At 64.7% G+C, this 25,824-nt stretch carries 22 protein-coding genes and 1 pseudogene; 14 read left to right on the top strand and 9 right to left on the bottom strand.

Features of this window, described 5'->3' with window-relative positions; translation table 11 throughout:
* Nucleotides 1–104: 104 nt before the first annotated feature.
* From AC1ROK_RS05230 to AC1ROK_RS05220, 3 genes and pseudogenes are all read right to left on the bottom strand, one after another.
* Nucleotides 105–2,064 (bottom strand): annotated as a pseudogene (locus tag AC1ROK_RS05230) (GTP-binding protein).
* Nucleotides 2,065–2,346: 282 nt separating this feature from the next.
* On the bottom strand, nt 2,347–3,318 hold the full coding sequence (locus AC1ROK_RS05225) for an SH3 domain-containing protein (RefSeq protein WP_492844502.1): 972 nt from the start codon (nt 3,316–3,318) through the stop codon (nt 2,347–2,349).
* Nucleotides 3,319–3,426: 108 nt separating this feature from the next.
* A complete protein-coding gene (locus tag AC1ROK_RS05220) occupies nt 3,427–4,401 on the bottom strand; it encodes an NAD(P)-dependent alcohol dehydrogenase (RefSeq protein WP_492844500.1) in 975 nt (324 codons plus the stop codon).
* Nucleotides 4,402–4,563: 162 nt separating this feature from the next.
* On the opposite strand from AC1ROK_RS05220, the gene polA reads away from it, so the two are divergent.
* On the top strand, nt 4,564–7,479 hold the full coding sequence (gene polA / locus AC1ROK_RS05215) for a DNA polymerase I (RefSeq protein ID WP_492844498.1): 2,916 nt from the start codon (nt 4,564–4,566) through the stop codon (nt 7,477–7,479).
* Between the two features lie 352 nt (nt 7,480–7,831).
* Here the strand turns inward: polA and AC1ROK_RS05210 are convergent, their stop codons facing one another.
* On the bottom strand, nt 7,832–8,176 hold the full coding sequence (locus tag AC1ROK_RS05210; protein ID WP_492844496.1) for a TfoX/Sxy family protein: 345 nt from the start codon (nt 8,174–8,176) through the stop codon (nt 7,832–7,834).
* Nucleotides 8,177–8,266: 90 nt separating this feature from the next.
* Here AC1ROK_RS05210 and AC1ROK_RS05205 point away from each other — a divergent pair, with 90 nt between their 5' ends.
* The 3 genes from AC1ROK_RS05205 to AC1ROK_RS05195 all read left to right on the top strand — a co-directional run bounded on the left by AC1ROK_RS05205 (nt 8,267) and on the right by AC1ROK_RS05195 (nt 11,377).
* Nucleotides 8,267–10,006, top strand: coding sequence for a DUF6119 family protein (locus tag AC1ROK_RS05205; RefSeq protein ID WP_492844494.1), 1,740 nt, complete (start codon nt 8,267–8,269; stop codon nt 10,004–10,006).
* A 72-nt stretch (nt 10,007–10,078) separates the two neighbouring features.
* Nucleotides 10,079–10,339: a DUF2171 domain-containing protein gene (locus tag AC1ROK_RS05200; protein WP_055876270.1), complete on the top strand. Its 261-nt coding sequence runs from the start codon at nt 10,079–10,081 to the stop codon at nt 10,337–10,339.
* A 378-nt stretch (nt 10,340–10,717) separates the two neighbouring features.
* Nucleotides 10,718–11,377, top strand: coding sequence for an outer membrane protein (locus tag AC1ROK_RS05195; protein ID WP_492844491.1), 660 nt, complete (start codon nt 10,718–10,720; stop codon nt 11,375–11,377).
* An 81-nt stretch (nt 11,378–11,458) separates the two neighbouring features.
* On the opposite strand, the gene AC1ROK_RS05190 is transcribed toward AC1ROK_RS05195, so the two are convergent.
* Both AC1ROK_RS05190 and AC1ROK_RS05185 read right to left on the bottom strand, forming a co-directional pair.
* Nucleotides 11,459–11,830 (bottom strand): GFA family protein, encoded by a 372-nt coding sequence (locus AC1ROK_RS05190; protein WP_069910443.1) that lies wholly within the window; start codon nt 11,828–11,830, stop codon nt 11,459–11,461.
* 474 nt (nt 11,831–12,304) lie between these two features.
* On the bottom strand, nt 12,305–13,171 hold the full coding sequence (locus AC1ROK_RS05185) for an alpha/beta fold hydrolase (RefSeq protein WP_492844489.1): 867 nt from the start codon (nt 13,169–13,171) through the stop codon (nt 12,305–12,307).
* Between the two features lie 151 nt (nt 13,172–13,322).
* Between AC1ROK_RS05185 and AC1ROK_RS05180 the strand changes: the two genes are divergently transcribed.
* Nucleotides 13,323–13,730, top strand: coding sequence for a DUF1810 domain-containing protein (locus AC1ROK_RS05180; RefSeq protein WP_492844487.1), 408 nt, complete (start codon nt 13,323–13,325; stop codon nt 13,728–13,730).
* Between the two features lie 152 nt (nt 13,731–13,882).
* Here the strand turns inward: AC1ROK_RS05180 and AC1ROK_RS05175 are convergent, their stop codons facing one another.
* A complete protein-coding gene (locus tag AC1ROK_RS05175) occupies nt 13,883–14,491 on the bottom strand; it encodes a DnaJ domain-containing protein (protein WP_492844485.1) in 609 nt (202 codons plus the stop codon).
* Between the two features lie 79 nt (nt 14,492–14,570).
* Between AC1ROK_RS05175 and AC1ROK_RS05170 the strand changes: the two genes are divergently transcribed.
* Both AC1ROK_RS05170 and AC1ROK_RS05165 read left to right on the top strand, forming a co-directional pair.
* Complete coding sequence (locus AC1ROK_RS05170) at nt 14,571–15,254, top strand: HAD family hydrolase (protein WP_492844483.1); 684 nt, start codon at nt 14,571–14,573, stop codon at nt 15,252–15,254.
* 351 nt (nt 15,255–15,605) lie between these two features.
* Nucleotides 15,606–16,439, top strand: coding sequence for a cell wall hydrolase (locus tag AC1ROK_RS05165; RefSeq protein WP_492844481.1), 834 nt, complete (start codon nt 15,606–15,608; stop codon nt 16,437–16,439).
* A gap of 392 nt (nt 16,440–16,831) precedes the next feature.
* Here the strand turns inward: AC1ROK_RS05165 and pckA are convergent, their stop codons facing one another.
* Nucleotides 16,832–18,394 carry a phosphoenolpyruvate carboxykinase (ATP) gene (pckA, locus tag AC1ROK_RS05160; RefSeq protein ID WP_492844479.1) on the bottom strand — a complete coding sequence of 521 codons (1,563 nt, stop codon included), beginning with the start codon at nt 18,392–18,394 and terminating at the stop codon, nt 16,832–16,834.
* Nucleotides 18,395–18,622: 228 nt separating this feature from the next.
* Here pckA and AC1ROK_RS05155 point away from each other — a divergent pair, with 228 nt between their 5' ends.
* The 4 genes from AC1ROK_RS05155 (at nt 18,623) to AC1ROK_RS05140 (ending at nt 22,110) form a co-directional block, all read left to right on the top strand.
* A complete protein-coding gene (locus AC1ROK_RS05155; protein WP_055047573.1) occupies nt 18,623–19,342 on the top strand; it encodes a response regulator transcription factor in 720 nt (239 codons plus the stop codon).
* Nucleotides 19,343–19,410: 68 nt separating this feature from the next.
* Nucleotides 19,411–21,144, top strand: coding sequence for a stimulus-sensing domain-containing protein (locus tag AC1ROK_RS05150; protein ID WP_492844476.1), 1,734 nt, complete (start codon nt 19,411–19,413; stop codon nt 21,142–21,144).
* Nucleotides 21,141–21,626 carry an HPr kinase/phosphorylase gene (locus AC1ROK_RS05145; RefSeq protein WP_492844474.1) on the top strand — a complete coding sequence of 162 codons (486 nt, stop codon included), beginning with the start codon at nt 21,141–21,143 and terminating at the stop codon, nt 21,624–21,626. The genes AC1ROK_RS05150 and AC1ROK_RS05145 overlap by 4 nt, the downstream gene beginning before the upstream one ends.
* An 85-nt stretch (nt 21,627–21,711) precedes the next feature.
* Nucleotides 21,712–22,110 carry a PTS sugar transporter subunit IIA gene (locus AC1ROK_RS05140; RefSeq protein ID WP_055876237.1) on the top strand — a complete coding sequence of 133 codons (399 nt, stop codon included), beginning with the start codon at nt 21,712–21,714 and terminating at the stop codon, nt 22,108–22,110.
* Nucleotides 22,111–22,114: 4 nt separating this feature from the next.
* Here the strand turns inward: AC1ROK_RS05140 and AC1ROK_RS05135 are convergent, their stop codons facing one another.
* Nucleotides 22,115–22,813, bottom strand: a complete 699-nt coding sequence (locus AC1ROK_RS05135; RefSeq protein ID WP_492844472.1) for a phosphodiester glycosidase family protein — start codon at nt 22,811–22,813, stop codon at nt 22,115–22,117.
* A gap of 191 nt (nt 22,814–23,004) precedes the next feature.
* Here AC1ROK_RS05135 and AC1ROK_RS05130 point away from each other — a divergent pair, with 191 nt between their 5' ends.
* The 3 genes from AC1ROK_RS05130 to AC1ROK_RS05120 all read left to right on the top strand — a co-directional run bounded on the left by AC1ROK_RS05130 (nt 23,005) and on the right by AC1ROK_RS05120 (nt 25,822).
* Nucleotides 23,005–23,319 carry an HPr family phosphocarrier protein gene (locus AC1ROK_RS05130; RefSeq protein ID WP_055876232.1) on the top strand — a complete coding sequence of 105 codons (315 nt, stop codon included), beginning with the start codon at nt 23,005–23,007 and terminating at the stop codon, nt 23,317–23,319.
* A 176-nt stretch (nt 23,320–23,495) separates the two neighbouring features.
* Nucleotides 23,496–24,455: an acetyl-CoA carboxylase, carboxyltransferase subunit beta gene (gene accD / locus AC1ROK_RS05125; RefSeq protein ID WP_492844470.1), complete on the top strand. Its 960-nt coding sequence runs from the start codon at nt 23,496–23,498 to the stop codon at nt 24,453–24,455.
* A gap of 44 nt (nt 24,456–24,499) precedes the next feature.
* On the top strand, nt 24,500–25,822 hold the full coding sequence (locus AC1ROK_RS05120; RefSeq protein WP_492844468.1) for a bifunctional folylpolyglutamate synthase/dihydrofolate synthase: 1,323 nt from the start codon (nt 24,500–24,502) through the stop codon (nt 25,820–25,822).
* The last annotated feature ends 2 nt before the right edge of the window (nt 25,823–25,824 follow it).

Here is a 25,824-nt window from a genome sequence, read left to right as displayed (position 1 = left end):
TGTGAGGTCGGCTGGCGCCTCGGAAGGCGACGCACCTCAAGTCGCATCCGGGCCAAAAGGTTCCGGCGGCATTTCCTCAAATGCCGCCGGCTTGCAGAGCTTCGTCAGGTTTCACCGATGCTGGCCGGAACCCGCCGCAGCACATGCAGCAGGTACTCCTTGCGGTTCAGCGGATTGTTGTCGGAGCGCCGCCGGATGGGCGGCGGCCCGGCAACGGCGCGGTAGCCGGCAAAGCTGGTCTCGAGGACGCCCTCGCCATGCGTCAGCCCGGGCAGCAGTTGCTGCAACTCATGTACCCTCGCCGCGGCGATCTCGCCTTCGACCACGTAGCTCGCGCCTTCCAGCACCGGCTGGCCCGGCAGGGCATCGAGCCGCGCCAGCACCGACAAGGCTGCCGCCAGCGCCTCGGACGGCACATCGATGAGGAAGTGGTGGATCGGCTTGCAGACCGCGGTGCCGGCGAGCCGCAGCGCCTCCATCAGCACGAGCGGCGTCAGGTTGCGAAAATCGCCGGCGGCGCTCATCGGCGCCTTGTGGGCGGCATCGGTGACGCCGACGATCGCGTCGGTCACCTGCCAGCCCATCAGCCCCTGCCGCAGCGTCTCGCCAATCGCCGCTTCTATGGCTTCATAGAATGCCACCGGCATGGCGCCGAACATCGCCTCGAGCCGGATATCGAGACCCGAGCCGACCGGTCCGGGCGCGATGCGAATGCCGACCGTGGCGAGGAACGGGTTGGGCGGCTTGAAGATCAGCTCGACCGCCGCGCCGCTGCCGAGCGGGCGCTCGACGCAGATCATGGTGGTTTCGCGGAACGCTACCCTGAGCCCGTAGTCGGTGAGGAGCGTCGCCTCGATCACCTCTTTCTGCACCTCGCCGTAGAGCGAGACGAAGATCTCCTGCCGGATATCGTCCTTGCGCAGGTTGATCAGCGGATCCTGCTCGGCCAGTTGCCCGAGCGCCGTCCACAGGGCGCGGCGATCGGCGGCCGCGACCGGCACCACCAGCGTTTCGAGCGTCGGAGGCGCGAAGTGCTGCGCTGCCGGGCGCGGCGCGATGCCGATGCTGTCGCCGATCCGCACATCGAGGCCGCGCAGCCGGGCGATCTCGCCGGCCACCACCCGATCGCGCCGCACGACGGCGCCGCGCTCGAACACCTCGACGCCGGTGATCTTGGCGTCTTCGCCGCGCAGCTGCAGACGCTCACGGTTATGGAGGGCGCCCGCGAACATCCTGACATAGGCGAGCTTTTCGCCGGCCGGACCGCGATCGACCTTGAACACCGTGCCCGAGGCCGGGGCCTCGAGCTCGGCAGACGGGGCGGGCAGCAGCTCGGCGATGCCTGACAGCAGCGTCTCCACCCCGGCCCCCGATATGGCCGAGCCCATGAACACCGGGTGCAGCCGGCCGGCACGGCTCTGCTGCACCAATGCTCCGCGCAGCCGGTCGTAAGGCAGGTGGCGGTTGTCGACATAGGCAGCAAGCACGGCCTCGTCGTGCTCGGCGAGATGTTCGGCGAGGCTGTCGCGGAAAGCCCCGTCGTCGGGACCGAACGGGGCAAATGCCGCAGCAGCAGTGCCGAGCCCCTGCCCCATGCCCATCGGCACAATATCCGGCGTCAGCCGACGGCGGATGGTCGCAAGCACCCCGGTCCGGGTCGGCGCCGGCCCGATCGAGCTTGTTGATGAAGATCAGCGTAGGAATCTTGAGCCGCTTCAGCGCCCGCATCAAGACGCGGGTCTGGCCCTGCACGCCTTCGACCGCCGAAACCACCAGCACGGCGCCATCGAGCACGTTCAGCACCCGCTCCACCTCGGCGATGAAATCGGGGTGGCCGGGGGTGTCGATCAGGTTGATCGTCGTGTCATGGGCGACGAACGACACCACGGCAGCCTTGATGGTGATGCCGCGCTGGCGCTCCAGCGCCATTGTATCGGTCTGGGTATTGCCGCCATCGACGCTGCCGAGGCGGTCGATGACACCGGCTGCGTAAAGCAGCCGTTCCGTCAGAGATGTCTTACCGGCGTCGACATGCGCCAGAATCCCAAGGTTCAGTGTTCGCATTGCGCGTCACGTTCTCAAGTTGGGGAAGGGCTCCTTTCTCGATGAACATGACTCGGGGCATTGCGATCTCCATGGGTTCGCCAGGGGCGGTGTTAGAGCACGGGGTGGGAATGCGGGCAAGCGCCTGACTGATAGAGACGGCCCCCTCCCGGCCTCCCCCATGAAGGGGGAGGTGAAGAGTTGAGGCTCTGTCTTGAACTGTGCCCATGAACCAGCGGGACACCTCCCCCTTCATGGGGGAGGAGGGAGGGGGCCGTCTGCTGCAGTCAGCGGCCCAAGGCGCTAGTTCAGGTAATCCTTGTAGACCCAGCCGGTGCGGCCCTGGTCGTCGGTGATCTTCAGCCAGCCGCGCCGGTTTTCGCTCACCGTGACCTTCTCGCCGCCGGCAAGGCCGAACACCCGGCCGTTCGACTTGCCCGGGCCAGAGCGGACATTGACGCCGGAGCCGGCAACGGTGCGGGTGTCGCCGGAGGCGGCCGCTTCCTGTTTGGCGGGTGCGGGTTCCGGCTCCGGCTTGGCTTCCGGCTCGACGGCAGCCTGTTCTTTCACCGGTTCCGGCTCGGGTTCGGCAATCGGCTCGGGCTCAGGCTTGGGCGCGGATTTGGCCGCCTCGGCGAGCTTGCGCTCAGCCTCCGCCTTGACGCTTGCAGCAGTTTCGGCCGGCGCTTCGGCAAACGCGGCGACATCGAGCGGCGTCGGGCGTTCCAGCGGCTTGGTCGTCTCGCCGGCAACGGCATCGGCGGCCTCGACCGCGGTTTCGTCCTGCGATACCGGCGGCCCGGCGCCATCGCCTTCGGCATAGGTTTCGGGGTCGTTGACGGCATTGGCCACCGCGCCCCGCAGCCAGCCCTCATCATCGGAAGCGAGCGCCACGAAGGTATTGCCAATCATCTGGTCGACGCGCTGCGCTCGCTTGACGCCTTCCGGTACCGCCGGAGCCTTGCTCACAGCGACGGCGGAAGCAGCGGGAGTTGGTGCAACCGCCTCGGGGGCGGGCGTGGCGGCCGGGCTGAGCGAAGCCTCGACAGGAGCAGGCAATGTCGCAGCGGGCGCGGCGCTGGCGGCGGCAACCGGCGCCTTGCCGGCGAAGCATTGGCTCAGCCCGCCGCACTGCAGGCCGATAAGCACTGCGCCGATGGCGCCAATGCCAAGCACCGCCAGTGCCGGCGCCCCGACACGGACCAGAAGTTGCTGAGTTGTTGCCCTTCGCCGACGCGCCGAGTGGCGCGAAAGCTCGTCGAATGCCCCGTTCATGGCCCTTACAATGATTAACAAGCTTGGGGAAAGTCTGTCCCGAAAGCGACGCAAATCGGGCAATGCCTTGACGGACTCCGGATTGCCACGATCGGCCGGGCGAAGCATCTAGCCTGCCAATTGCAGCACGACGCTGCCGCGCTTGCGTCCGGTATCGACGTGGCGATGCGCCTCAACCACCTGATCGAGCTGATAAATCCGGTCGATGACCGGCCGCAGCGCGCCCGCCTTGGCGAGCTCGATTTCGAAGGCCACATCCTCGGGCCGGGGCTTGAAGCTGATCGGGATCACCCGCTTGCCGCTGCGCCGGCTGTTCCGGCCGGCGCCGAGCATGCCCTTCAGGTCGAGGATCACCAGCAGCAGCGCCCCGCCCGGCTTCAGCGAGTGCTCCACCCGCTCGAACGGTGCATTGCCGACGCACTCGAAGATCACGTCGTACTGCTTGCCGTTCCGGGCAAAATCCTCAGCCTTGTAGTCGATGACGTGGTCGGCGCCGAGCGAGCGCACCAGCTCGGCATTGCCGGCGCTGGTCACCGCCGTGACCACGGCGCCGAAGTGTTTCGCCACCTGCACGGCCGAGGTGCCGACGGCGCCGGAAGCGCCGTTCACCAGCACCTCGTCACCGGGCTTGATCGGGCATCGCCGGATGCACTCGCCAACGGTGTGGCCGCCGAACACCAACGCTACGGCGTCCTCGAAGCTCCAGCCCTCGGGCTTGAGCACCATCGCCTCGGTCTCATTGAGCGTGACGTATTCGGCATGTCCGCCGAACTTCATGCCGGTGAGGCCCACCACCGCGTCGCCCGGTTTGAAGCGGGTCACGCCATCGCCCACCGCCTCGATCACGCCGGCGAAATCCATGCCGAGGATTTTCTTGCGCGGTGCGAAGATGCCGATGGTCAGCGGCCCGAAGAAGCCGAGCCCCTTGGGCAGGTCGCGGGTGCGCAGCCGATAGTCGCCGGCGCTGACGGTCGAGGCGTGGACGCGGATCAGCACCTCACCTGCCCTCGGCACCGGCTTGGGCAGGTCCTCCACCCGCACCACCTCCGGCCCGCCGAACGACCGATACACCGCTGCCCGCATTGCGTTAGCTCCCTCATGCCCGACCCAAGCTAGACATGGTGCGCGTCGGGGCAATTACAATCGGGGCCGCGGCGCCGGGGCGCCGCCATGTCAGCCTTCGTCAGGGTTCATCCCCGGCGGCTTCTCGGTTAAGGTCCGGCCCCGACCATCCGGAATCGTTTCATGCATCTCGTTCTCGTCGACGGCTCAGGCTTCATCTTCAGGGCCTTCCATGCCCTGCCGCAGCTTACCCGCAAGAGCGACAAGCTGCCGGTCGGCAGCGTGATCGGGTTCTGCAACATGATCTGGAAGCTCGGCGAGGATCTCTCGGGCGATGACGCGCCGACGCATATGGCGGTGATCTTCGACTATTCGAGCAAGACTTTTCGCGATGAGATTTACGCCGAATACAAGCAGCACCGGCCGCCGGCGCCGGAGGAACTGGTGCCGCAGTTCCCGCTGACCCGCGCCGCCACCCGCGCCTACGGCCTGCCCTCGATCGAGATGGAAGGCTATGAGGCCGACGATATCATCGCGACCTACACGGCGCTCGCCAAGGATGCCGGCGGCAAGGTGACGATCGTTTCGTCCGACAAGGACCTGATGCAGCTGGTGGAGCCGGATGGCTCGGTGCGGCTGCTCGACACCATTCCACGCCCCGGCCAGCCGCCGCTGCGCTGGATCGGTTCGGACGAAGTGTTCGCCAAGTTCGGCGTCGGGCCCGACAAGGTGATCGAAGTGCAGGCGTTGTGCGGCGATGCGGTCGACAACGTGCCGGGCGTTCCCGGCATCGGGGTGAAGACCGCGGCCGAGCTGATCAACACCTTTGGCGATATCGAGACGCTGTTGAGCCGCACCGCCGAGATCAAGCAGCCGAAGCGCCGCGAAGCGCTGGAAGCCAATGCCGAGCTCGCCCGCATCTCGAAGCGGCTGGTGACGCTCAACCGCGAGACGCCGGTGGAGCTGCCGCTCGAGGACCTGGTGCGCCAGCCGGTCGAGCCGGCAAAGCTGTTCCCGTTCCTCAAGGCGATGGAATTCTTCGCCATCTCGAAGCGGCTCGGCACCCTGCTCGATGCCGACCCCGAGGCCTGGCCGGCCGACCCTGAGCTGGCGGCCAAACCCGCCGAGCCGGTGGGCTTTGACAACAATGCCCGGGCCGAAGCGCGCGCGGCGCGGCAATCGGCCGAGGGGCGGGCGGACTCCGCCCCGGTGCTGCATGCCAAGCTCGAGCACGAAAAGATTAAGGCGATCCCGCTCGATCATTCGAAATACGAGATCATCCGAGATGCGGCGCACCTGCAGCGCTGGATCGACGCGGCTTATGCCGAGGGCATCGTCGCCACCGACACCGAGACGACCGGGCTCGACAACCAGACCGCCGACCTCGTCGGCATCTCGTTCTCGACCGAGCCGGGCAATGGCGCCTACCTGCCGCTCGGCCATACCGAGGGGCACGGCGACCTCTTAGGCGGCGGCATGGCCGAGGGGCAGATGGACCTCCGCGCCGCGCTCGACCAGCTGAAGCCGCTGTTCGCCGATCGCTCGATCCTGAAAATCTTCCACAACGTCAAATACGACCTCGGCATCCTTGCCCGCTACGGCATCGAGGTGCGCTCGTTCGACGACAATTTGCTGCTCAGCTATTCGCTCGATGGCCCGCAGTTCAACACCATGGGCGAGCTGAGCGATCACTGGCTCGGCCTCGCGGGCATGTCGATCAAGGACCTGATCGGCTCAGGCAAGACACAGAAGACCTTTGCGCAGGTTTCGATCGCCGACGCAGCAAAGTATGCCGCCGAAGATGCCGACCTGACCTTCCGGCTTTGGAAGGTGCTGAAGCCGCGGCTGGTGGCCGAAAACATGACCACGCTCTACGAGACCATCGAGCGGCCGCTGGCCCCGGTGCTGGCGCGCATGGAGGGCCGCGGCATCACCGTCGACCGGCAGATCCTCAGCCGACTCTCGGGCGATTTCGCGCAGCGCGCCGCGGCGCTCGAAGCCGAGGCCTACGAGCTGGCCGGCTCCAACTTCAACCTCGGTTCGCCCAAGCAGCTGGGCGAAATCCTGTTCGACCGCATGGGCCTGCCCGGTGGGACCAAGACCAAGACCGGCGCCTGGTCGACCGGCGCCGACGTGCTCGAGGAGCTCGCGACGCAGGGCATCCCGCTCGCCCGCACCATCGTCGACTGGCGCCAGCTGACGAAGCTGATGGGCACCTATACCGATGCGCTGCCGAGCTACATCAACCCCAGGACGGGCCGCGTCCACACCACCTATTCGCAGCACTCGGTGCTGACCGGGCGGCTGAGCTCGAACGACCCGAACCTGCAGAACATTCCGGTGCGCACCGAAGATGGCCGGAAGATCCGCACCGCCTTTGTCGCGCCCGCTGGCAAGACGCTGATCAGCGCCGACTATTCGCAGATCGAACTCCGCGTCCTCGCCCATATCGCCGATATCCAGGCGCTGAAGGATGCGTTTGAGGAAGGGCTCGACATTCACGCCATGACGGCGTCGGAAATGTTCGGCGTGCCGGTCGAGGGCATGCCGTCGGAAGTACGGCGCCGCGCCAAGGCGATCAATTTCGGCATCATCTACGGCATCTCGGCCTTTGGTTTGGCCAATCAACTAGGAATCGAGCGCTCGGAAGCCGGCGAGTACATCAAGACCTACTTCGCCCGCTTCCCCGGCATCCAGGATTACATGGCCGAACAGCGCCGCAAGGTGAAGGCCGACGGCTATGTCGAGACCATTTTCGGGCGCAAGGTGAACTTCCCCAACGCCAACAGCTCGCACCCCGCCGAACGCAGTTTCGTCGAACGCGCGAGCATCAACGCCCCGATCCAGGGCTCCGCCGCGGACATCATCCGCCGCGCCATGATCCGCATGGAACCGGCGCTGAAGGCCGCCGGCTCAGATGCACAGATGCTGCTGCAGGTGCACGACGAACTGATCTTCGAGGTGGACGAAGGCAAGGAAGACGGCGTGATCCCTGTCATCGTCAAGACGATGGAGAACGCGTCGGAACCGGCAGTGCGGCTGACCGTGCCGATCAAGGTGGACGCGCACGCGGCCAAGGATTGGGACGGGGCGCATTAGCGCTTTGCCATCAGTCGGGACACCCTCCCCCTCGCGGGGAGGGTAGCGCAGCCCGGGAGCAACGCGACCTGGCGCAGCTAGGGTGGGGGGCGAAGCGCGCTCAGGCTCAACGATGGCGCACCCAGTGCCCTAGGGTTAATCGCACATGGCGCAACACGCACCTCTTGCCTTCTCCCCTTGTGGGAGAATGTGCCCGAAGGGCGGATGAGGGGCCGCGCAACGAAGTGTAGCGCGGCTGGAGCGAAGCGACGGACGTCCAGCACGCGGAGAGAACCCCTCATCCGGCCTTCGGCCACCTTCTCCCACAAGGGGAGAAGGCAATCGCTGCACCGCCAGCGCCCGATGCCCCCAGTCAGCCCTTCTTCGCCTTAGGCTTCGGCATCGGCAGCGCCGCCGTGGTCACCCGCACCAACTCCGCCATCCACTCCGCATCATCCCAGCGCTCCCCGGCAATCCGAAAACTCGGCCTGGCGCCGCTGTAAGCCGGCTGCTCATCCACCGCGTCGCCGAGAAACGCCCGCCCCTCCGGCGTCGGCTTCAAAAAGAACTGGTCGTCACAGACCAGCGCAACGATCTTGCCGTCGCAGTAGAGCCCGTACTCGCCGAACATCTTGCGGGCGGAGACGGAGCCCGCTGAGTCGAGCTGTTCGAGGAGGTAGTCGACGGTGGATTGTTGTGACGATGCTTCTAGCTCCAACAAACTTATCGCCTCTACCCAAACATCAATCAGTATTCTAGAACACACTCACTCGTGCTACTAACACGGCGCGTGCATTTGGGGGATCGCATGCCTTTTCAGCAGATTACAATATTTCGACTCGATGCTTCGGTTACGTCGCTTGATGATTTCATCAAGACAGTCGACTCCAAGGGCAATGACCTACCACAGGCGCGCAGCTTAGCTCTGCCTACCGTCGAGGGCATCGAGTCCGCAACGGCGAAGGCCGTCGTACGCACCTCTTTTGGGAAGCTTACAACTGAAGACGACATACCGTGGATGGCCTTCATCAACGAGCGAGTGACCGGCGATCCATTTGAGTATGAGGCACAGAACAAGCATCCCAGTGGCTGCATCGCCCTACAATTGATCAGCTCTGGAAAGACTACCCACTATGCGCTGACCTTCGGACAGGGCGGTGAAGGGTTGATCGTCGGAGATCGTATTGATCGTGAGTTTGGCATTAAGGTCGCGATGAATATTTCGCAAGACGGGGCCCTTAGGCGCATTCAAACCAGCATCCATGAGATCATATCCACGCAAGCGGAGCGGCAAATAAGTACTGGTGGGCCACTTTCTTCATTCAACATTGATGGAGAAAAAGAATTGCTCCGAACGCTATCCGGCAAAGCCAAGACCGAATTCGCATTCGTCAAATCCTTCACGGGACGAGAATCCATAAGTCTCAGGATAGAAGGCGACGATCCAATATCATGGGAGGCCTTGCTTCCCTGGATCAACTCTCTAAGCGACGCTTCTGAGAGGATCGACTACAGGCACCTCTTTCCTGACTACGACAACTTCGTTTTTGAAACGAACAAGACCCTCATCGGTGCACTTGACGACCTCATTTTTGACCGGATACGGAATGAGCTGTTGGACGACATATTCATGGCTCCCCCAGAGTTCGTCGACTTCGACGAACTCATATTCTCGTACAATTCCGACCGCACCACGGAGTACGACGATCTATCTCTCCTGGATTGGCTCAGGTCACGTGACCGAAATTTTCGGTCTGACTCAAGCGTGAACTCCTTGAAGCGAGCCTCTGTCTTCGCCTTTGACGTCAACACTGCAGCGAGGGTCAGGACTTGGAGCGTATACAAATGCTTGGTGGCGGAGGTGACTGTTGACGGGACGATCTACGTTCTAAGCATGGGACAGTGGCGGCGAGTGTCGGCCAACCTAAAGCAGCAAATCGATGACGCTGCCGCGCACGTCCCAACTGCGATGCCCGCCTATCTTCCGACCGATGTGAGCATTTGGTCGCCCGATGGCGCCGTTGACGTTGCTGGCATCGCGACGGGTGAAAACCGTGAGTCCGTTTACAACGAGGCAGCGCGGAACGCCTCCGTCGAACTCTTCCTCTTTGATACTGCAAAGATCGAGATCGCCGGTGAGAAGCGTTATGAGGTCTGCGATCTCCTTCACACGAACAAGGCGTTTGTTCACGCGAAGCGCTTGCGATCACATTCGGCATCCATCAGCCACTTATTTGTTCAGGCGCGCTTCTATGCGGATGCCCTTCTGGGCGACTCTCGATGCCGCGCAGGGATGCGAGACTACATCACCGCCAATCCTGCGGGCCGACCGGCGGCGCCGTTCTTGGACGTAATTCCAATAGACCGATCTGAGCTTGTTCCAAATCAGTACACCGTTGTCTTCGCGATCCTCGTTGAGGAGAATAGGGGGATCGCCGATCTGCCATTCATGGCACGCTACGAGCTTGTGAAGACGCATAGACATCTGGTTGATGTCCTTGGTTTTCGGTGCCTCGTGTGCTTTCCTCGGATAGTACTAGGCCCTTAGGAACAGGAGGCCTTCGGCATCCATCCCCGCCCCCACGCGTTCCCCCTGCTCCAACAAACAAGGAGCAGTGTCATGTCGAACCTTTCCGGTATCCGCGAGCATATGGAAGTCATTGGCGCCGATGGGGTGCATGTGGGGATTGTGGATCGGGTTGAGGGTGGGCGGATCAAGCTTACCAAGGCCGAGGCGCCGGGTGGCAGCCATGAGGGGCACCACCATTATGTGCCGGGCATCCTCGTCGCCGCCGTCGAGGGCGACAAGGTGAGGCTGTCGGCCGATGCGGCCAATGCCGAGCTGTTCGAGGAAGAAGAGGACGGCAAGACGCGGCACTGAGGCGGGCCTCTGTCACCCTCCCCCTCGCGGGGAGGGTAGCGCAGCCGGGAGCGGCGCGACCTGGCGGAGCTTGGGTGGGGGGCGACGCACGCTGGATGGAACGCGGTTTCGCTTCGCAGCTACGGTCCCGATGCCAAGTACATCCCCTGATGGGAAGGGGCCCACGCACCAATCGAGCGCGCTTCACCCCCCACCCTTGATCCCTCCCCGCGAGGGGGAGGGTGACGACTGCAACATCGAGCGCTGATCGTTCTGCGTGTCGTGAGCTTACGTTATCAAGACCCGGCGAAACTGGAATTTCGCGCTCGCTGCGCTTCCGTTTGGGGCGCGGCTATGCCATTGGGATTGCATACTGATTATTCTTTGCGGTGGGCTCCAATGAACAAGACTGTGCTTCTGCTGGCTGCAGGCGCCTCGGCGCTGGCCATTTCCTCGGCCTCGGCGGCCGATCTCATCATCGACACCCCGGTCGAGACCGGCGTGGTGCAGGCCAGCGGGAACTGGGACGGCGCCTTTATCGGCGTGTTCGGTGGCTATGGCTGGGGCGAGCTTGATCCCGGCCCGGCTCCCTTCGCGTTTCCCGACCCGGCCGGTTGGCTGCTCGGCGTCAACGCCGGCGCCAACTTCACGCTGGACAACGGCATCGTGCTGGGCGTCGTCGGCGACATCGCCTGGGCCGACATCACCGATACGGTCACAACAGTCGCGCCGTTTACCCTCACCTCGACTATCGACTGGGCCGGTTCTCTTCGCGGTCGGGTCGGCTTCGATGGCGGCGCCTTCCTACCCTACCTGACGGCGGGCGTGGCCTTCGCCCACAATACCTTTGCCGCGACGAGCGGAATGGGGCCGTCGGAAGCCGATGCAACTCATGTCGGCTGGACGGTCGGCGCCGGCGTCGAGTTCGCCGCCACCGAGAACCTCTCGGTCGACCTGCTTTACCGCTACAGCGACTACGGCGATGCCAGCTATGAGCTCGGCCCCGAGATTGGCCTCACCGCGCACCAGGTTACGGTCGGCCTGAACTGGGGCTTCTAACCTCGCGGTCGACACTTGTTGATCCGCACCGGTCAGCGACAGAGTTCGACGGGCGGCTTCGGCCGCCCATTTCATTTTCGGCTACCAGAGGTTGCGGCCGTCGATGACGTTCACCGGCAGCGACTGCATCAGCTCGTAGTCGTCGAGAATCTTGACGTTGATCGCCATTTTCTTCCGCTCCGGCACCGCGGTGTCCTCGAGCGAATAGTCGGGGCTGACGCCGTAAGTGGTACAGCCACAGCGGGTGCAGAAGTGGTGTTCGTGCAGCGGGCTCACCGGGGAATAGACCGCACCATAGGTGTCAGAGAGGATGCGCGGGCCGCCGACATCGTAATAGGCCCAGAGGCCGCCGGATTTGGTGCACCAGGTGCAGGTGCATTGGGTGGCCTCGGTCGGCGCCTCGGGCAGCTCGATGCGGGTGCCGCCGCAGTAACAGGTGGCGATGGTGCTCATCGGGGGTCTCCTTGTCTGATCACGACAAGGTTTGCCTGGGGCATGCTGACAAAGGCTGTCAGCAGTGACGCGGGCCACCAGGCTTCGAGCCCTCCAAGACCCCCTCTCTTGCAATTTCTAAGGCTTAGCCAAACGGCTAAACCTAAGAAATCGCTTTCTCCCCCGCCAAGGAGAGATGATCCGTGGCTTCCACTTGCATCGGAGCATCAGTCGGGACTCTCCCCCTTGGCGGGGAGAAAGCGAAAACTTGGGCTTAGCGCAGCTAAGTCCTTAGTTTTCGCAAGAGAGGGGGTCTTGGGAGCCACCGGGTCTGCCCCCTTCCGGGGGAAGGATGGGAAGGGGTGGGGCCCATGCACCAGCTGAGCGTGGTTCACCCCCCACCCTTGATCCCTCCCCGCAAAGGGGAGGGTGACGACTGCGTGATCGAGCCAAAGAAGGCCGGCGGTCTCCCGCCGGCCCCGCTCACTATGTCGATCAGCCCGGGAAGCTCGGCTTGGCCGGGAGTTCCTGCTTCAGGAAGGCCGGGACCACTGCCTTCATGATCTCGACATTGGCGGGGTTGAAAAACACGTTGATGTGGCTGGTGCCGGGGAGGACCAGCAGCTGGGTCTTGGGCAAACCGAGCATGTCGCCGTTGACGAGGCCGCCGGCGGCCTGGTGGTGTTTGGCGATGTAGTCGAGCCCGACGATATCGGCGTCACCGTAGATATAGAGCGAGGGCACGCTGATCTTCTTGAAATCGGCCGACCAGTCGAAGGTGGTGAGGTCGAGCTGTTTCAGCTTTTCGACCAGCACCGGAAAATTCTCCGGGTGCGGGTTCAGCCGCTTGTATTCGCCTTCGAACGGGGTGTTGGCGAACATCTCGGGGGTGATCCCCTCGATCATCTTCATGAAATCGGGGCCCATGGTCTCCTCGTCATATTTGTAGCCAGCGGACGCGGCGACGATGCGGGTGACCTTTTCGGGGTGATCGATGGCGAAGCGGATGGCGACGCCGCCGCCCATCGAAAAGCCGAACAGCGCGGCCTTATCGATCTTCAGTTCGTCGAGCAGCGCCGCCACGTCGTCGGACATGCCTTCATAAGTGATCGGGGTGTCGCGATCACTGGTGTGGCCGTGGCTCTGCAGCTCGACGGCGATCACCTTGTGGTCCTTGGCCAGGGTCGGGATCAGCCCGGCCCAGTTGCTGTCGACCGACATGTAGGCGCCGTGCAGCAGCACCAGCGGTTCGCCGTCGCCATGCACCTCATAGTACATGTCGAGGCCGTTGATTTTGGCGGTTTCAGCCTGGGCGGCGCCGGCAAAGCCGAGGGCAAGGGCGGCAAGAAGGGCGGTCTTCATGGTCGTTTCTCCTGTTGTCGTCGGCGCGTCCCTCGCGCCTTCTGACTTCACGACGAGCGGTGAAATCGGGAATCGACAGGCCACACGAAAAAACTTCAGGCGGGGTCCGGGGGTTCCAATCCGCCGGGGTCTGCGCGTGGTAGGCTCAGGCATGTTCGAGCATTTCGTTGCAGCGCAGGAGCCGGTTTACGCCGAGGTGCTGGCCGAACTGCGGGCCGGGCGGAAACAGACGCACTGGATGTGGTTCATCTTCCCGCAGCTTCGGGCCCTCGGCCGCAGCGCCACGGCTTTGCGCTTCGGCATTGCCGACCTCACGGAGGCGCGGGCGTATCTGGCGCACCCGGTGCTGGGAGCGCGGCTCCGCGAGTGTGCGGAGATCGTCAACGGGGTTGGCGGAAAGACGGCGCACGAGATCTTCGGCTCGCCGGACGATGTGAAGCTCAGATCGTCGATGACGCTGTTCGCGCATGCGGCGGAGAATGCGGGGCCGTTCCGGCGGGTGCTGGAGCGGTATTATGACGGGGCGGAGGATGCGGTGACGTTGGGGCTTATTGGATAGCCCACCGCGCCCTGCCCCATACTCGGTGTCATCCCAGCGAAAGCTGGGACCCAACTCGCCGCAGCGCAGGTGGATGGATGGGTCCCAGCTTTCGCTGGGATGACAGCCGGCGGGGGTGGTTGGATTTGGGGCCACCAAGGGATGCAAAAGCCCTACCCCTCGGCCTCCAGCGCTGCGATCAGTTCGATCTCGCTCTCGTAATTGCCGAGCTCGGCCAGGGCCGTTTCCAGCATGGCGACCCGCCGCTTGATGGTGCGGTGCTGTTCGGCCTTGGCGGCGACCTGGGCGTCGAGGCGTTCGGCGAAGATGTTGCGGTCTTCGTCGGTGCGGCGAATGCGGGCGCGCAGCGTCTGCAGGGCGCCGATCTCGGTGTCGGTGCGGGCCATGGAAAGCCGGGCATCGGCGAGGCCGGTCTGCACGGCGGCCGACATCTGAGCGATGAAATCGACGTTCTCGAGCTTCAGCCGGGTGGCGATGGCGGTTTCGACCGCGGCATCGAACATGTCGGCGAGGATCGCCGCCACCTCGCGGCGATAGCTGGTCACGGCCTCGTCGTCGATAATGCCGGTCTCGTCGAACAGCCGGCGCGAGTCGGGATCGGAGAGCAGGCCAAAGGCGCGGACCACCAGTACGAAATGCTCGGGGTCGCCGCCCCGGTCGGGGTGGGCGACCTGCACCTTGCGGCGGTAGGCCTGCTTGATGTCGGCGTGACGGGCGGCCTTGCCGACGCCCAGCACGTCATAGGGATCGAACACGGTCATCGCTGGGCTCATAGCAGGTCATCGCCGGTGGTTGAAGCCAAGGGTAGCGGCAAGGACGAAATCTGCCTATATCCCCGATATGTTCCCGACCGTTCCGACCGCTCCGCTCCGCCCGTTCTCCGCCATTGTCTTCGATATGGATGGCACGCTGCTCGATACCGAGATGGTGTTCAAGCAGATCGTGTGGGATGTGAGCACCGAGCTCGGCTTCGAAATGACCGAGGCGGTGCACCACGCCATGGTGGGCTCCAGCCACGAGACCACCAACCGGCTGCTGGTCGAGGCCTATGGGGTCAGCTTCCCCTACACGATCTTCGACGAGAAGTGCCGGGTGCTGATGAAAGAGAAGATGAGCGAGGCCGTGCCGGTGAAGACCGGCGTGCATGAGCTCCTGGCCGAGCTGACGGCGCGGCGTATCCCGGCGGCGGTCGCCACCTCTTCGCGCTCGGCGCACGCGCTGGGCCATCTGGGTGGCGCGGGGATCCTCTCGAGGTTCGAGACGGTGGTGACGCGCGACGACGTGATCAACCCCAAGCCGCATCCCGAGCCCTACCTGATGGCGGCAAAGCGCCTCGGGATCGATCCGAGCCTCTGCATCGCGGTGGAAGACTCGCATACCGGGGTGCGCGCCGCGCATGCGGCGGGGCTGCAGACCATCATGGTGCCCGACATCGTCGCCCCCTCCGACGAGATCAGCGCGCTCTGCGTCGCGGTGATGCACAGTCTCCATGATCTGAGGACTGCGGCGTTCGCCAAGGCCTGACCCGGCCACAAGTCCAGCTGGAATCGCCACGTTAATTCACGTCCTCGCAGGGGGCGTGGAAACTGTGTCGTTCGGGCAACGATTCGGATCGATTAACTTTTATCGATTGCCGAAACACCCCCTTACCCATCTCCAAATCTCAAGAAAATCAGGGCTTTCGCCCGGGTGCGAGAGCCATTAACCTCAAATTAGGAACCTAACATTCATGGTTAAGTAACTGTAAATTCTGGGTTCCATCGCTACCCAAGCTCGGCTACGTTCCGGTCAAGGGTAACTAGACAACTGGGGCTGCCTCGGGGGCGGCATCGGGGGAAGGTAGGCGGATTGCGAGCAAGGTCGATCGCACCAGCGATGCGTGTTCTCACGCATGCATTGGCGTTCGCCGCAGCAGCACTCGTGCTGCTGGTGACTTTCGCTCCGTCGTCTGCTGAAGAACTCGTCAACGAGACCGTGGTTCCCGCCGCCATCACCCAGACGGTGGCGCTGAAGCGTGAGCAGTTCCACACCAGTGCAGCGCCGCAGCTGACCAATGAGCTGCTGCAGGCCTATGTGGATCGCCGCAAGCAACTCGACAATTTCGAAGGCTTCGATGTTCCGGCCCCGAAGGCGGAACTGACCGAAGCCATGCTGATGGGCTACATCGCCAAGCGGCAGAACCAGGCGCTCGACGCGATCGAGAGCGTCGATATCTCCGACAAGCCCGCCCTCACCTCAGCCGTGCTTTCCAGCTATGCTAAGGCCGATTTCGTGCCGACCACCAAGCGGGTGAAGCTGGCGGAAGGCGAAAAGCTCTGCCTCGCCCAGGCGATCTACCACGAAGCGCGCGGCGAAAGCCGTGAGGGCCAGCTGGCCGTCGCCAACGTCATCATCAACCGGGCGATGAGCAAGAAGTATCCCTCGACCATTTGCGGCGTGGTGTTCCAGAACGCCGACAAGGGTCGCTACAAGTGCCAGTTCACCTTCGCCTGCGACGGCCGCTCGGACATGGGTCGCGAGCGTAATGCCTGGAACCGGTCAATCAAAATGGCCGAAGACGCGTTCTACGAATTCCAGCGCGGCGAGCGCCCGGGCGTCGTGCCGAACTCGGTATTGTTCTACCACACGACGGCCGTGGCGCCGAAATGGTCCCACACCTTCAACCGCGTCGCCGCCATCGGATCGCACGTCTTCTACTCGACGAACTGAGACCTAGCAGTCACCGGATGAATGGGCCCTGAACGGGGCCTTTTTCATTTTGGGGGGCTGCGCCATCGTGCCCTCCAGGTTCCCCTCTCTTGCGACTTCTAAGGCTTAGCCAAGAAGCTAAGCCCAAGAAATCGCTTTCTCCCCCGCAAGGGGGGAGATGACGGAGAGGCCGGTGACATGATGCCTACCGACAGTCCGCAGACAGCGTGGCTTTCGCACCGCCAGCGCCCCACGCTCCATCTCCCCCTTGGTGGGGGAGAAAGCGAAAACTTGGGCTTAGCGCAGCTAAGTCCTTAGTTTTCGCAAGAGAGGGGGCCGTGGGGAGCCACAAGCCCCAGAAACAACAATCCCCGCTCGCGCGGGGACTGTCACACCCAGCAATGTCCGCCGCCCTACTCTGCGGCGGCCTGCACTGGCTCGAACTTGCGGTAGTTCGTCGCGAACAGATCCTGCAGCTTTGCGGCCGCCGCATCGTAGGCGGCGACGTCGGACCAGTTGGCGCGGGGGTCGAGCGCCCGGGGAGTGACGCCTTCGACACGCAAGGGCACCTGCATGCCGAACAGCGGCTCGGTGCGCATCTCGGCGCGTTCCAGCTCACCCGCGAGCGCCGCATCGAGCAGCCGGCGGGTAGTGGCGATGTCGATGCGCTTGCCGACGCCATAGCCGCCGCCGGTCCAGCCGGTGTTGAGCAGGTAGATGCGCGCGCCCGAAGCCTCCAGCCGCTGCTCGAGCAGCCGGCCATAGACCGTGGGGTGGAGCGGCATGAACGGCGCGCCGAAGCAGGCCGAGAAGGTGGCGACCGGCTCGGTGACGCCGCGCTCGGTGCCCGCCACCTTGGCGGTGTAGCCCGAGAGGAAGTGGAACACCGCCTGTTCGGGCGTGAGCCTGGAGATCGGCGGCAGGACGCCGAACGCATCGGCGGTGAGGAACACCACGGTGCGAGGCGTGCCGCCGACACCACCCTCCGCCACCGCCGGCAGGGTTTCCAGCGGGTAGGCGGCGCGGGTGTTCTCGGTGAGCGAGATATCGTCGTAGAGCGGCACCAGGTTATCGTCGAGCTTGAGGTTCTCGAGCACGGTGCCGAAGCGCTGCGTGGCGGCGTGGATCTGCGGCTCTGCCGTGGGGCTGAGCTTCACGGTCTTGGCGTAACAACCGCCCTCGAGGTTGAACACGCCGTCGGCGGTCCAGCCATGCTCGTCGTCGCCGATCAGCAGGCGCTCGGGATCGTTCGACAGCGTGGTCTTGCCGGTGCCCGAAAGGCCGAAGAACAGCGCCACGTCGCCCTCGCGGCCGATATTGGCCGAGCAGTGCATCGGCATGGTGCCGGCGAAGGGGGCGTGGAAGTTGAACAGCGAGAACACCGATTTCTTGATCTCGCCGGCATAGGCAGTGCCGGCGATCAAGACGAGCTTTCGCGCCATGTCGAGCGCGATCACCGTGCCGGTGCGGCTGCCGTGGCGGGCCGGGTCGGCGGCGAAGCTGGGGAGATGCAGGATGGTGACGTCGGTCGTGCTGCCGACGGTTTCCGGCCGGATCAACAGGTTGCGGATGAACAGCGCATGCCAGGCGGTTTCGGTGAAGACGCTGACCCGCAACTGGTGCCGCTCGGCGGCGCCGGCCTGGAGGTGCTGGCCGTGCAGCGTCCGCTCGGCGGTGGCCGCGACCATGTCGGCGAGCAGCGTTTCGAACTGCTCGGGCGCCATCGGCTGGTTGTTGTCCCACCAGACCTGGTGCTCGGTGGCCGCGTCGCGGACGATGAACTTGTCCTTCACTGAGCGGCCGGTGAACACCCCGGTGGTGACCGCCAGCGCGCCGCCGGCCGCCAGCCGCCCCTCGCCCTCGGCGAGTGCGGTTTCCACCAATGTGGGAGGCAACTCGTCCCAGCGGACGCGGGCCAGGGCCCCGATCCGGTTTGCGAGTTCGAGATGAATTTGGTCGTCGCTAAGCTGTGCCATGGCCGTTACCCCCGGTCTGGAATGACCATGAGTTACGGCCGCATAGGGCCCCTCGCCCATCCGGAAATCCGGCTTAAGACGGAAGTCCTGCGACTTCGGTTGAGTGCGGCATGCTCGCAATCATTGGCTACACGCCTTATTTATGCGCAATTGTGGCAGTCAATGCTCGCCACAATTGAAGGCGCGATGTTGAATCGTGCCCTCGAGATCCGGATGAAAGGGAGCTCAATGCCCAAGATCGCACTGGTGGACGACGACCGCAATATTCTGACTTCGGTGTCGCTGACGCTCGAAGCCGAGGGCTATCAGGTCGCCACCTATACCGATGGGGCTTCGGGCCTGGAAGGTCTGACCGCCGACCGGCCGGACCTCGCCATCCTCGATATCAAGATGCCCCGCATGGACGGCATGGAACTCTTGCGCCGGCTGCGCCAGAAATCCGATGTGCCGGTGATCTTCCTCACGTCGAAGGACGAGGAAATCGACGAGCTGTTCGGGCTCAAGATGGGCGCCGACGATTTCATCACCAAGCCGTTCAGCCAGCGCCTCCTGGTCGAACGCGTCAAATCGGTGCTGCGCCGTGCCGCGCCGCGCGACCCCGCTGCTGCCGGGGCAACTCCTGGCGCCGAGGCGGCGCCGAGCAAGGCGCTGATCGAGCGCGGTTCGCTGGTGATGGACGAAGAGCGCCACACCTGCACCTGGAAGGGCCAGCGGGTGACGCTGACCGTCACCGAGTTCCTGATCCTCCAGGCCCTGGCGCTGCGCCCCGGCGTGGTGAAATCGCGCAACGCGCTGATGGACGCGGCCTATGACGACCAAGTCTATGTCGACGACCGCACCATCGACAGCCACATCAAGCGGCTCCGCAAGAAGTTCAAAGCCGTTGACGACGATTTCGAGATGATCGAAACCCTCTACGGCGTAGGCTACCGCTTCAAGGAGCAGTAAGAGGACAATTGGCCGTCACCGAAGAGGAGCTGCCGGGTTCCAAGCCCGCATCCGCGGAGGTCGGCATTATGCCGAAGCTCAACCGGATCGCCGGGGCTGTCGGCACGGTCGTGCTCGCAGCGATCAAGCAGATCCAGCGCGCCCTGGCGCTGACGATCTTCTCGAGCCTGGCGCGCCGCATCATCGTCTTGAACCTTGCCGGCCTCGCCGTGCTGGTGATCGGCATCCTGTTCCTCAACCAGTGGCGCACCGGGCTGATCGAAGCGCGCGTGCAGAGCCTGCGCGTGCAAGGCGAAATCATCGCCGCGGCAATTGCCGGCGACGCCACGGTGGACAGCGACGTCATCACCGTGAACCCGGACCGGCTGATCGAGCTGCAGGGCAGCGAGGTGGTCTCGCCGCTGAGCTTCTTCGATCCGAGCCTCGAATTCCCTGTCAATCCCGAGCGCGTCGCGCCGCTCTTGCGCAACCTCGTGACCCCGACCCGCACCCGGGCCCGCATCTACGATCAGCAGGGCCTGCTCATCCTCGACAGCGCCAACCTCTATGCGCGCGGCGAGGTGCTGCGGCAGATCACCAAGCCGCAGGACAATGGCAGCTTCTTCCTGCTCGACTGGTGGAACGCCTTTGTCGACTGGCTGCCGGGCGACGATTATCCGCAATACCAGGAATTCGGCGCCGACGAAGGCACCCGCTACCCGGAGGTAGCGGCGGCATTGGGCGGCGCGCCGACGGCGATCGTCCGCATCGACCCCAAGCGGCAGTTGGTGGTGTCGGTGGCGGTGCCGATCCAGCGGGTGCGCGCCAATGTCGGTGTGCTGCTGCTTTCCACCCAGCCGGGCGATATCGACCAGATCGCCAGCGCCGAGCGCTGGGGCATCCTGAGAATCGCGCTGGTCGCGGCCACGGTGACGGTGATCCTGTCACTGCTGCTGGCCGGCACCATCGCCGGGCCGCTGCGGCGGCTGGCAGGGGCTGCCGAGCAGGTACATTCGACGGTCAACAGCCGTACCGAGATCCCCGACTTCTCCGACCGCACCGACGAGGTGGGGCACCTTTCGAAGGCGCTGCGCTCGATGACCTCGGCGCTCTACAATCGCATCGAGGCGATCGAGCGGTTCGCGGCCGACGTGGCGCATGAGCTGAAGAACCCGCTGACTTCGCTGCGTTCGGCGGTCGAAACGCTGCCGCGGGCGCGTCGCGCCGAAGATCGCGAGCGGCTCAATGCCATCATCCAGCACGATGTGCGCCGGCTCGACCGGCTGATCTCCGACATCTCCAACGCCAGCCGGCTCGACGCCGAACTGGCGCGGCAGAGCGCCGAGCGGGTCGATATCGCCCAACTGGCCGATGCCATGGTGTCGATCCAGAAGGACGTCGCGGCCAATCGCAAGGTCGATGTGGCGCTGGAAAAGCACGTCAGCCGCTACGTGCCGATCGTTCTGGGCCATGACAGCCGGCTGGCGCAGGTGATCAACAACCTGATCGACAACGCCGTGTCGTTCTCGCCCGAGGGCGGCAAGGTGCTGGTGGTGGTGCGCACCAGCGACGATACCATCACCATCACGGTGACCGATGAGGGGCCGGGCATCCGCGGCGATATCAGCCGGATCTTCCAGCGCTTCTACACCGACCGGCCGGACGGCGAGCATTTCGGCGACCATTCCGGCCTTGGCCTCGCCATCAGTAAGCAGATCGTCGAGGCGCATGGGGGCAGCATCACCGCCGAAAACCGCTCCGACCGCAGCGGCGCGCTGTTCACCGTCAAGCTGAAGCGGGCGGCGGCCGAGAAGCGCCGGTGAGTGAAGGGCTCAACATCCACGCCACGGGGCTGGTGCTCGACGGCACCGGCCTGATCCTGCGCGGCCCATCGGGCTCCGGCAAATCGTTGCTGGCGCTCGACCTCATCGAGCAGTGGCAAGGGCGCGGGCTGCCGGCGCTGCTGGTCTCGGACGACCGGGTGGTAATTGTTGCCGAGGGCGGTGAACTCCGGATGCGGCCGGCGCCGAATATCGAGGGGCTGATCGAACTGCGCGGCCGCGGCATCGTCCGTCGGCCGTTCGCCACCGAGGCACGGCTGCACCTCGTCATCGACTTGGTCGACACCTTGGAGCGCATGCTCGAGGAGGATGTGCTGGTCACTGAACTCAGCGGCGTGCCCCTCGCCCGCGCACCGGTTCCGCGGGCCGGGGTGATCGACGCGCGGCACCAGTTGCTGCTGATCCGCGAGGCGATCGCCGCCGTCAACGCCCCGGCTCCGGCGGCGCGACAAAAAACCACTTGAATCAGGGCCGCCCAAGGGCAAGACTCCCGGCTCCTCTGGGAAACCTGTTGCCCGGCCGGAACCTGCGAGACTTTGGGGATATTGCATGATCGGCATGGTTCTGGTGACGCACGGAGCGCTCGCCGTAGAATTCAAATCCGCCCTCGAGCATGTGGTCGGCCCGCAGGAGATGGTGGAGACCGTCGCCATCGGTCCCGATGACGACATGGAGGAGCGTCGCAACGACATCCTCAAATGCGTCGACGCCGCCGACCAGGGCCAGGGCGTGGTGATCCTCACCGACATGTTCGGCGGCACGCCGTCCAACCTCGCCATCTCGATCATGCAGCAGCGCGAGGTCGAGGTGATCGCCGGGGTAAACCTGCCCATGCTGGTGAAGCTCGCCCGCGTGCGCGCCGACCTCGAGATCAAGCAGGCGGTGAAGGAAGCCGCCGAAGCCGGGCGGAAATACATCAACGTCGCCAGCGAGACGCTTGGCGGGTAGCTGGCTACCGCTCAAGCACCGCGACAATCGGACCGGCGGCGTGTCCGCCGCCCACCACCATGCCGTTGTCGTCGGCAAGACCCGACACGAACCCATCGAGATAGAGCGCATCCGGGCACGCCAGCGCATCCCTGAACAGGCGGGCGAAGCGACCGAAGCTCACGACCTTCTCGGAAATGGCGAACACCACCTTGCCGTCGGCACGAACGCCGACGCCGTTGCGCACGTAGCGCGAGGGACCGTTGTCTGAAAAGTTCGGGTGAATGGCGCCATCGATCATCAGCATCGGGCCCGATTGCGTGGCGTAGGCAATGTCTGGCGTGGGATTGAACGCCTCGGTTGGTACTACCGACACGTGATGGTCGACGGTGACGAGGAACACGCCGTTGGGCTTCAGGTAGAAGTTGCCCTCACCGTCTGCGGTAACCAGGGGTGCGAGCGTCTTGCCGGCTTCGACGTAGAGCCCCTGCGGGCTGCGGTCGGGCAGGTACATGCCGGCATTCATGGCAAAGACCACCGATGGGCCGTTGGTGGCGAAACTCTCGAGCGACCCGTAGGGTTGGCCATCCGGCTCGTGCAGGAACAGCCGGATGTCCTGGCGCTTGGGATCGACAGTGCAGGCGATGAACGCGTCACCTTCAAAGGTCACGGTCTCGCACAGCTTGGGCAGTGTGGTCGCGGCGACCGCGGAGAGGCTTGCCAAGGTCCATAGTGCGAGCCCGGCAACAAGACCTCTGAAACCTGCTCTCACGCTCCTGCCCCCCGCGCCACCCGACTGCTTGTGCCATTTCGGGCGTAGCCCGTCACCAGAAGGGAGCATCAGCGAGGCGGAAATCCATCAACGTCGCCAGCGAGACGCTTGGCGGGCAATTGGTTTTCCGGCATCTTAGCACCATGGATACCGCAGCTGGTTCAGATCGGGCACTCGCGCAGCAATTGACCATCGTCAATCGCAAGGGCCTGCATGCGCGGGCTTCGGCCCGCTTCGTACGGACCGCCGAGTGCTTCGAGGCCGAGATCAAGGTGGTGCGCGACGGCCAGGCGGTAAACGGCAACTCGATCATGGGGCTGATGATGCTGGGGGCGGGCCCCGGCTCGACCATCCTGGTCCAGGCCACCGGCAAGCAGGCGCGCGAGGCGCTCGACGCCATCACCACGTTGGTCAATAACGGCTTCGACGAAGACTCGGACGGCGCGCCCGCCGCCTAGCCGGCAGCGGCAGTCCCGCCGAGACGCAAGGCTCCTCCTCGGCAAATCCCCCTTGCGCGGGGCCCTACCTGCCCTTAACCACGCCGCCTGAAGCTGATAATATCTGCCACAATCACCATATAGGCCGATGGCAGCGCCCGAATGGCGCGCACATGGACCGCGAACAGGCTTAGGCAATGAACTGGATCAACAACGTCGTCCGTCCCCGTATCCGCTCCTTCCTCAAGCCGAAGGATACCGGATCGGAGAATCTCTGGGTCAAGGATCCGGAGTCGGGCGAGATGGTGTTCTACCGCGACCTCGAAGCCAATATGTGGGTGGTGCCGAATTCCGGCTACCACATGAAGATCAAGGCCTCGGACCGGCTTGCCACCTTCCTCGACGAGGGCAAGTACGATGCCGTGCCGCTACCGGCGGTGCCGCATGACCCGCTGAAGTTCCGCGATTCCAAGCGCTATGCCGACCGCCTCAAGGAAAGCCGGTTGAAGACCGGCACCGAAGACGCTGTTACCGTCGGCACCGGCGAGCTGTTCGGCCAGCCGGTCACCGTGGGCGTGCAGGATTTCGATTTTATGGGCGGCTCGCTCGGCATGGCTGCGGGTTCGGCCATCGTCACCGGGCTCGAGACCGCCGCCAGCAGGCGCACGCCGTTCATCCTGTTCGTCTCCTCGGGCGGCGCCCGCATGCAGGAAGGCGTGCTGTCGCTGATGCAGATGCCGCGTACCACCGTAGCGGTGCTGCGGCTGCGCGAAGCCGGCTTGCCGTTCATCGTGGTGTTCACCAACCCCACCACCGGCGGCGTCACCGCCTCCTACGCCATGCTGGGGGATGTGCACCTCGCCGAGCCCGGCGCGCTGATCGGCTTTGCCGGGCCGCGCGTCATCGAGCAGACCATCCGAGAGAAGCTGCCGAAAGGCTTCCAGCGCTCGGAATATCTCTACGAGCACGGCATGATCGACATGGTGGTGCATCGGCACAACCTGCGCGAGACCATCGGCTCGCTGGTCGGCATCCTCACCAAGTCGCCGCAGCGCGAAGAGCTCAGCGAAACCGCCCCGGCGCGGCTCGCGACGCCGGTTGCCGCCAATGCCGGTGACGATCTCGTCGGCATGCCCGAGGCGGCGCACGCCGAATAAGGCTGCCTCTTCATCACGCGAAAACCGGGTGCTAGAAGCGCGCCATGCTCCTGTTCGAGAATCTGGTTCCCGTGTCCCGCACCGACGCTATCCTCAAGCGGCTGCTCAAGCTGCACCCGAAGCTTATCGACCTTAAGCTCGACCGCGAGGTGCGCCTGCTCGAGCGGATCGGCAACCCGCAGGATCACTTGCCGCCGGTGATCCATGTCGCCGGCACCAACGGCAAGGGCTCGACGCTCGCCTACCTGCGCGCCTTCCTCGAAGCCTCGGGCAAGAAGGTGCACGTGATGACCTCGCCGCACCTGGTGCGCTTCAACGAGCGCATCCGGCTGGCCGGCAAGCTCGTTTCGTCACGCAAGCTCAACCAGGCGCTAGAATTCTGCGAACAGGCCAATGGCGGCGAGCCGATCACCTTCTTCGAGATCACCACCGCGGCGGCGCTGAAACTGTTCTCCGAGGTGAAGGCCGATTACCTGCTGCTCGAAACCGGCATGGGCGGGCGGTTCGACGCCTCCAACGTGGTGGCGCAACCGCTCGGCACGGTCATCACGCCGGTCGACTACGACCATCAAAACTTCCTCGGCAACAGCCTCGACCGGATCGCCTGGGAGAAGGCCGGCATCCTGAAGCGCGGCGCCAAGGCGGTGTTCGGCCGGCAGCGCGATGAAGGTCGCGCCGTGCTGGTGCGCGAGGCGGCTCGGCTCGGCGTCACGCCGCTGATCGCCGGAGAGGATTTCGACGGCCGCGCCGAGGATGGCCGGCTGGTCTACCAGGATGAGCAGGGCCTGCTCGACCTGCCGCCGCCGGCGCTGGCCGGCCCGCACCAGTTCGACAACGCGGCGCTGGCCATCGCCGCGACGCGGCATTTCGGCCTGCCGGTGAGCGAAGCCGATATCGCGAGGGGCCTGCGCGAGGTGGTGTGGCCGGCGCGTCTGCAGCCGGTGCATGGCACGCTGCTGCAGTTGCTGCCACCAGGCTCCGAGCTCTGGCTCGATGGTGGGCACAATGCCCACGGCGCCGCAGCGCTGGCCTTGGCGCTGGAGGAGATGCAGGTCCGGCGACCGTTGCCGCTGGTGCTGATCATGGGGCTGATGAATACGAGAAAGCCCGCCGACTTCCTCGCGCCCTTTGCCGGGAAGATCGAGAAGGTGTTCGCGCTGACCATTCCGGGCGAGCCCAACGCGCACGCCGCCGCGACCATTGTGGAACAGGCACGCGAGGGCGGGTTCGAGGCCGCGCAGTCGAGCTCGATCCTCAATGCGCTGGCCGACGCCGCCAAGCTCGGGCACCCGGCCCGCGTGGTGTTCGCCGGCTCGCTGTATCTGGCGGGGCACGTGCTGCATCAGAACGGCACCCCGCCGAGCTGATA

The organism is Devosia sp. GW821-FHT12F11, assembly GCF_058806655.1.
The sequence above is the reverse complement of the archived record's forward strand: the minus strand, read 5'-3'. Positions and strand labels throughout refer to the sequence as shown.

Excerpts from the sequence above, each read along its gene's own strand:
- AC1ROK_RS05140 (WP_055876237.1), top strand. The coding sequence starts at position 21,712 with ATGATCGGCATGGTTCTGGTGACGCACGGAGCGCTCGCCGTAGAATTC.
- accD (WP_492844470.1), top strand. The coding sequence starts at position 23,496 with ATGAACTGGATCAACAACGTCGTCCGTCCCCGTATCCGCTCCTTCCTC.
- AC1ROK_RS05185 (WP_492844489.1), bottom strand. The coding sequence starts at position 13,171 with ATGAAGACCGCCCTTCTTGCCGCCCTTGCCCTCGGCTTTGCCGGCGCC.
- AC1ROK_RS05165 (WP_492844481.1), top strand. The coding sequence starts at position 15,606 with ATGCGTGTTCTCACGCATGCATTGGCGTTCGCCGCAGCAGCACTCGTG.
- AC1ROK_RS05180 (WP_492844487.1), top strand. The coding sequence starts at position 13,323 with ATGTTCGAGCATTTCGTTGCAGCGCAGGAGCCGGTTTACGCCGAGGTG.
- AC1ROK_RS05220 (WP_492844500.1), bottom strand. The coding sequence starts at position 4,401 with ATGCGGGCAGCGGTGTATCGGTCGTTCGGCGGGCCGGAGGTGGTGCGG.
- polA (WP_492844498.1), top strand. The coding sequence starts at position 4,564 with ATGCATCTCGTTCTCGTCGACGGCTCAGGCTTCATCTTCAGGGCCTTC.
- AC1ROK_RS05170 (WP_492844483.1), top strand. The coding sequence starts at position 14,571 with ATGTTCCCGACCGTTCCGACCGCTCCGCTCCGCCCGTTCTCCGCCATT.
- AC1ROK_RS05195 (WP_492844491.1), top strand. The coding sequence starts at position 10,718 with ATGAACAAGACTGTGCTTCTGCTGGCTGCAGGCGCCTCGGCGCTGGCC.
- AC1ROK_RS05150 (WP_492844476.1), top strand. The coding sequence starts at position 19,411 with ATGCCGAAGCTCAACCGGATCGCCGGGGCTGTCGGCACGGTCGTGCTC.
- AC1ROK_RS05205 (WP_492844494.1), top strand. The coding sequence starts at position 8,267 with ATGCCTTTTCAGCAGATTACAATATTTCGACTCGATGCTTCGGTTACG.
- AC1ROK_RS05175 (WP_492844485.1), bottom strand. The coding sequence starts at position 14,491 with ATGACCGTGTTCGATCCCTATGACGTGCTGGGCGTCGGCAAGGCCGCC.
- AC1ROK_RS05130 (WP_055876232.1), top strand. The coding sequence starts at position 23,005 with ATGGATACCGCAGCTGGTTCAGATCGGGCACTCGCGCAGCAATTGACC.
- AC1ROK_RS05120 (WP_492844468.1), top strand. The coding sequence starts at position 24,500 with ATGCTCCTGTTCGAGAATCTGGTTCCCGTGTCCCGCACCGACGCTATC.
- AC1ROK_RS05155 (WP_055047573.1), top strand. The coding sequence starts at position 18,623 with ATGCCCAAGATCGCACTGGTGGACGACGACCGCAATATTCTGACTTCG.
- AC1ROK_RS05225 (WP_492844502.1), bottom strand. The coding sequence starts at position 3,318 with ATGAACGGGGCATTCGACGAGCTTTCGCGCCACTCGGCGCGTCGGCGA.
- AC1ROK_RS05200 (WP_055876270.1), top strand. The coding sequence starts at position 10,079 with ATGTCGAACCTTTCCGGTATCCGCGAGCATATGGAAGTCATTGGCGCC.
- AC1ROK_RS05190 (WP_069910443.1), bottom strand. The coding sequence starts at position 11,830 with ATGAGCACCATCGCCACCTGTTACTGCGGCGGCACCCGCATCGAGCTG.
- pckA (WP_492844479.1), bottom strand. The coding sequence starts at position 18,394 with ATGGCACAGCTTAGCGACGACCAAATTCATCTCGAACTCGCAAACCGG.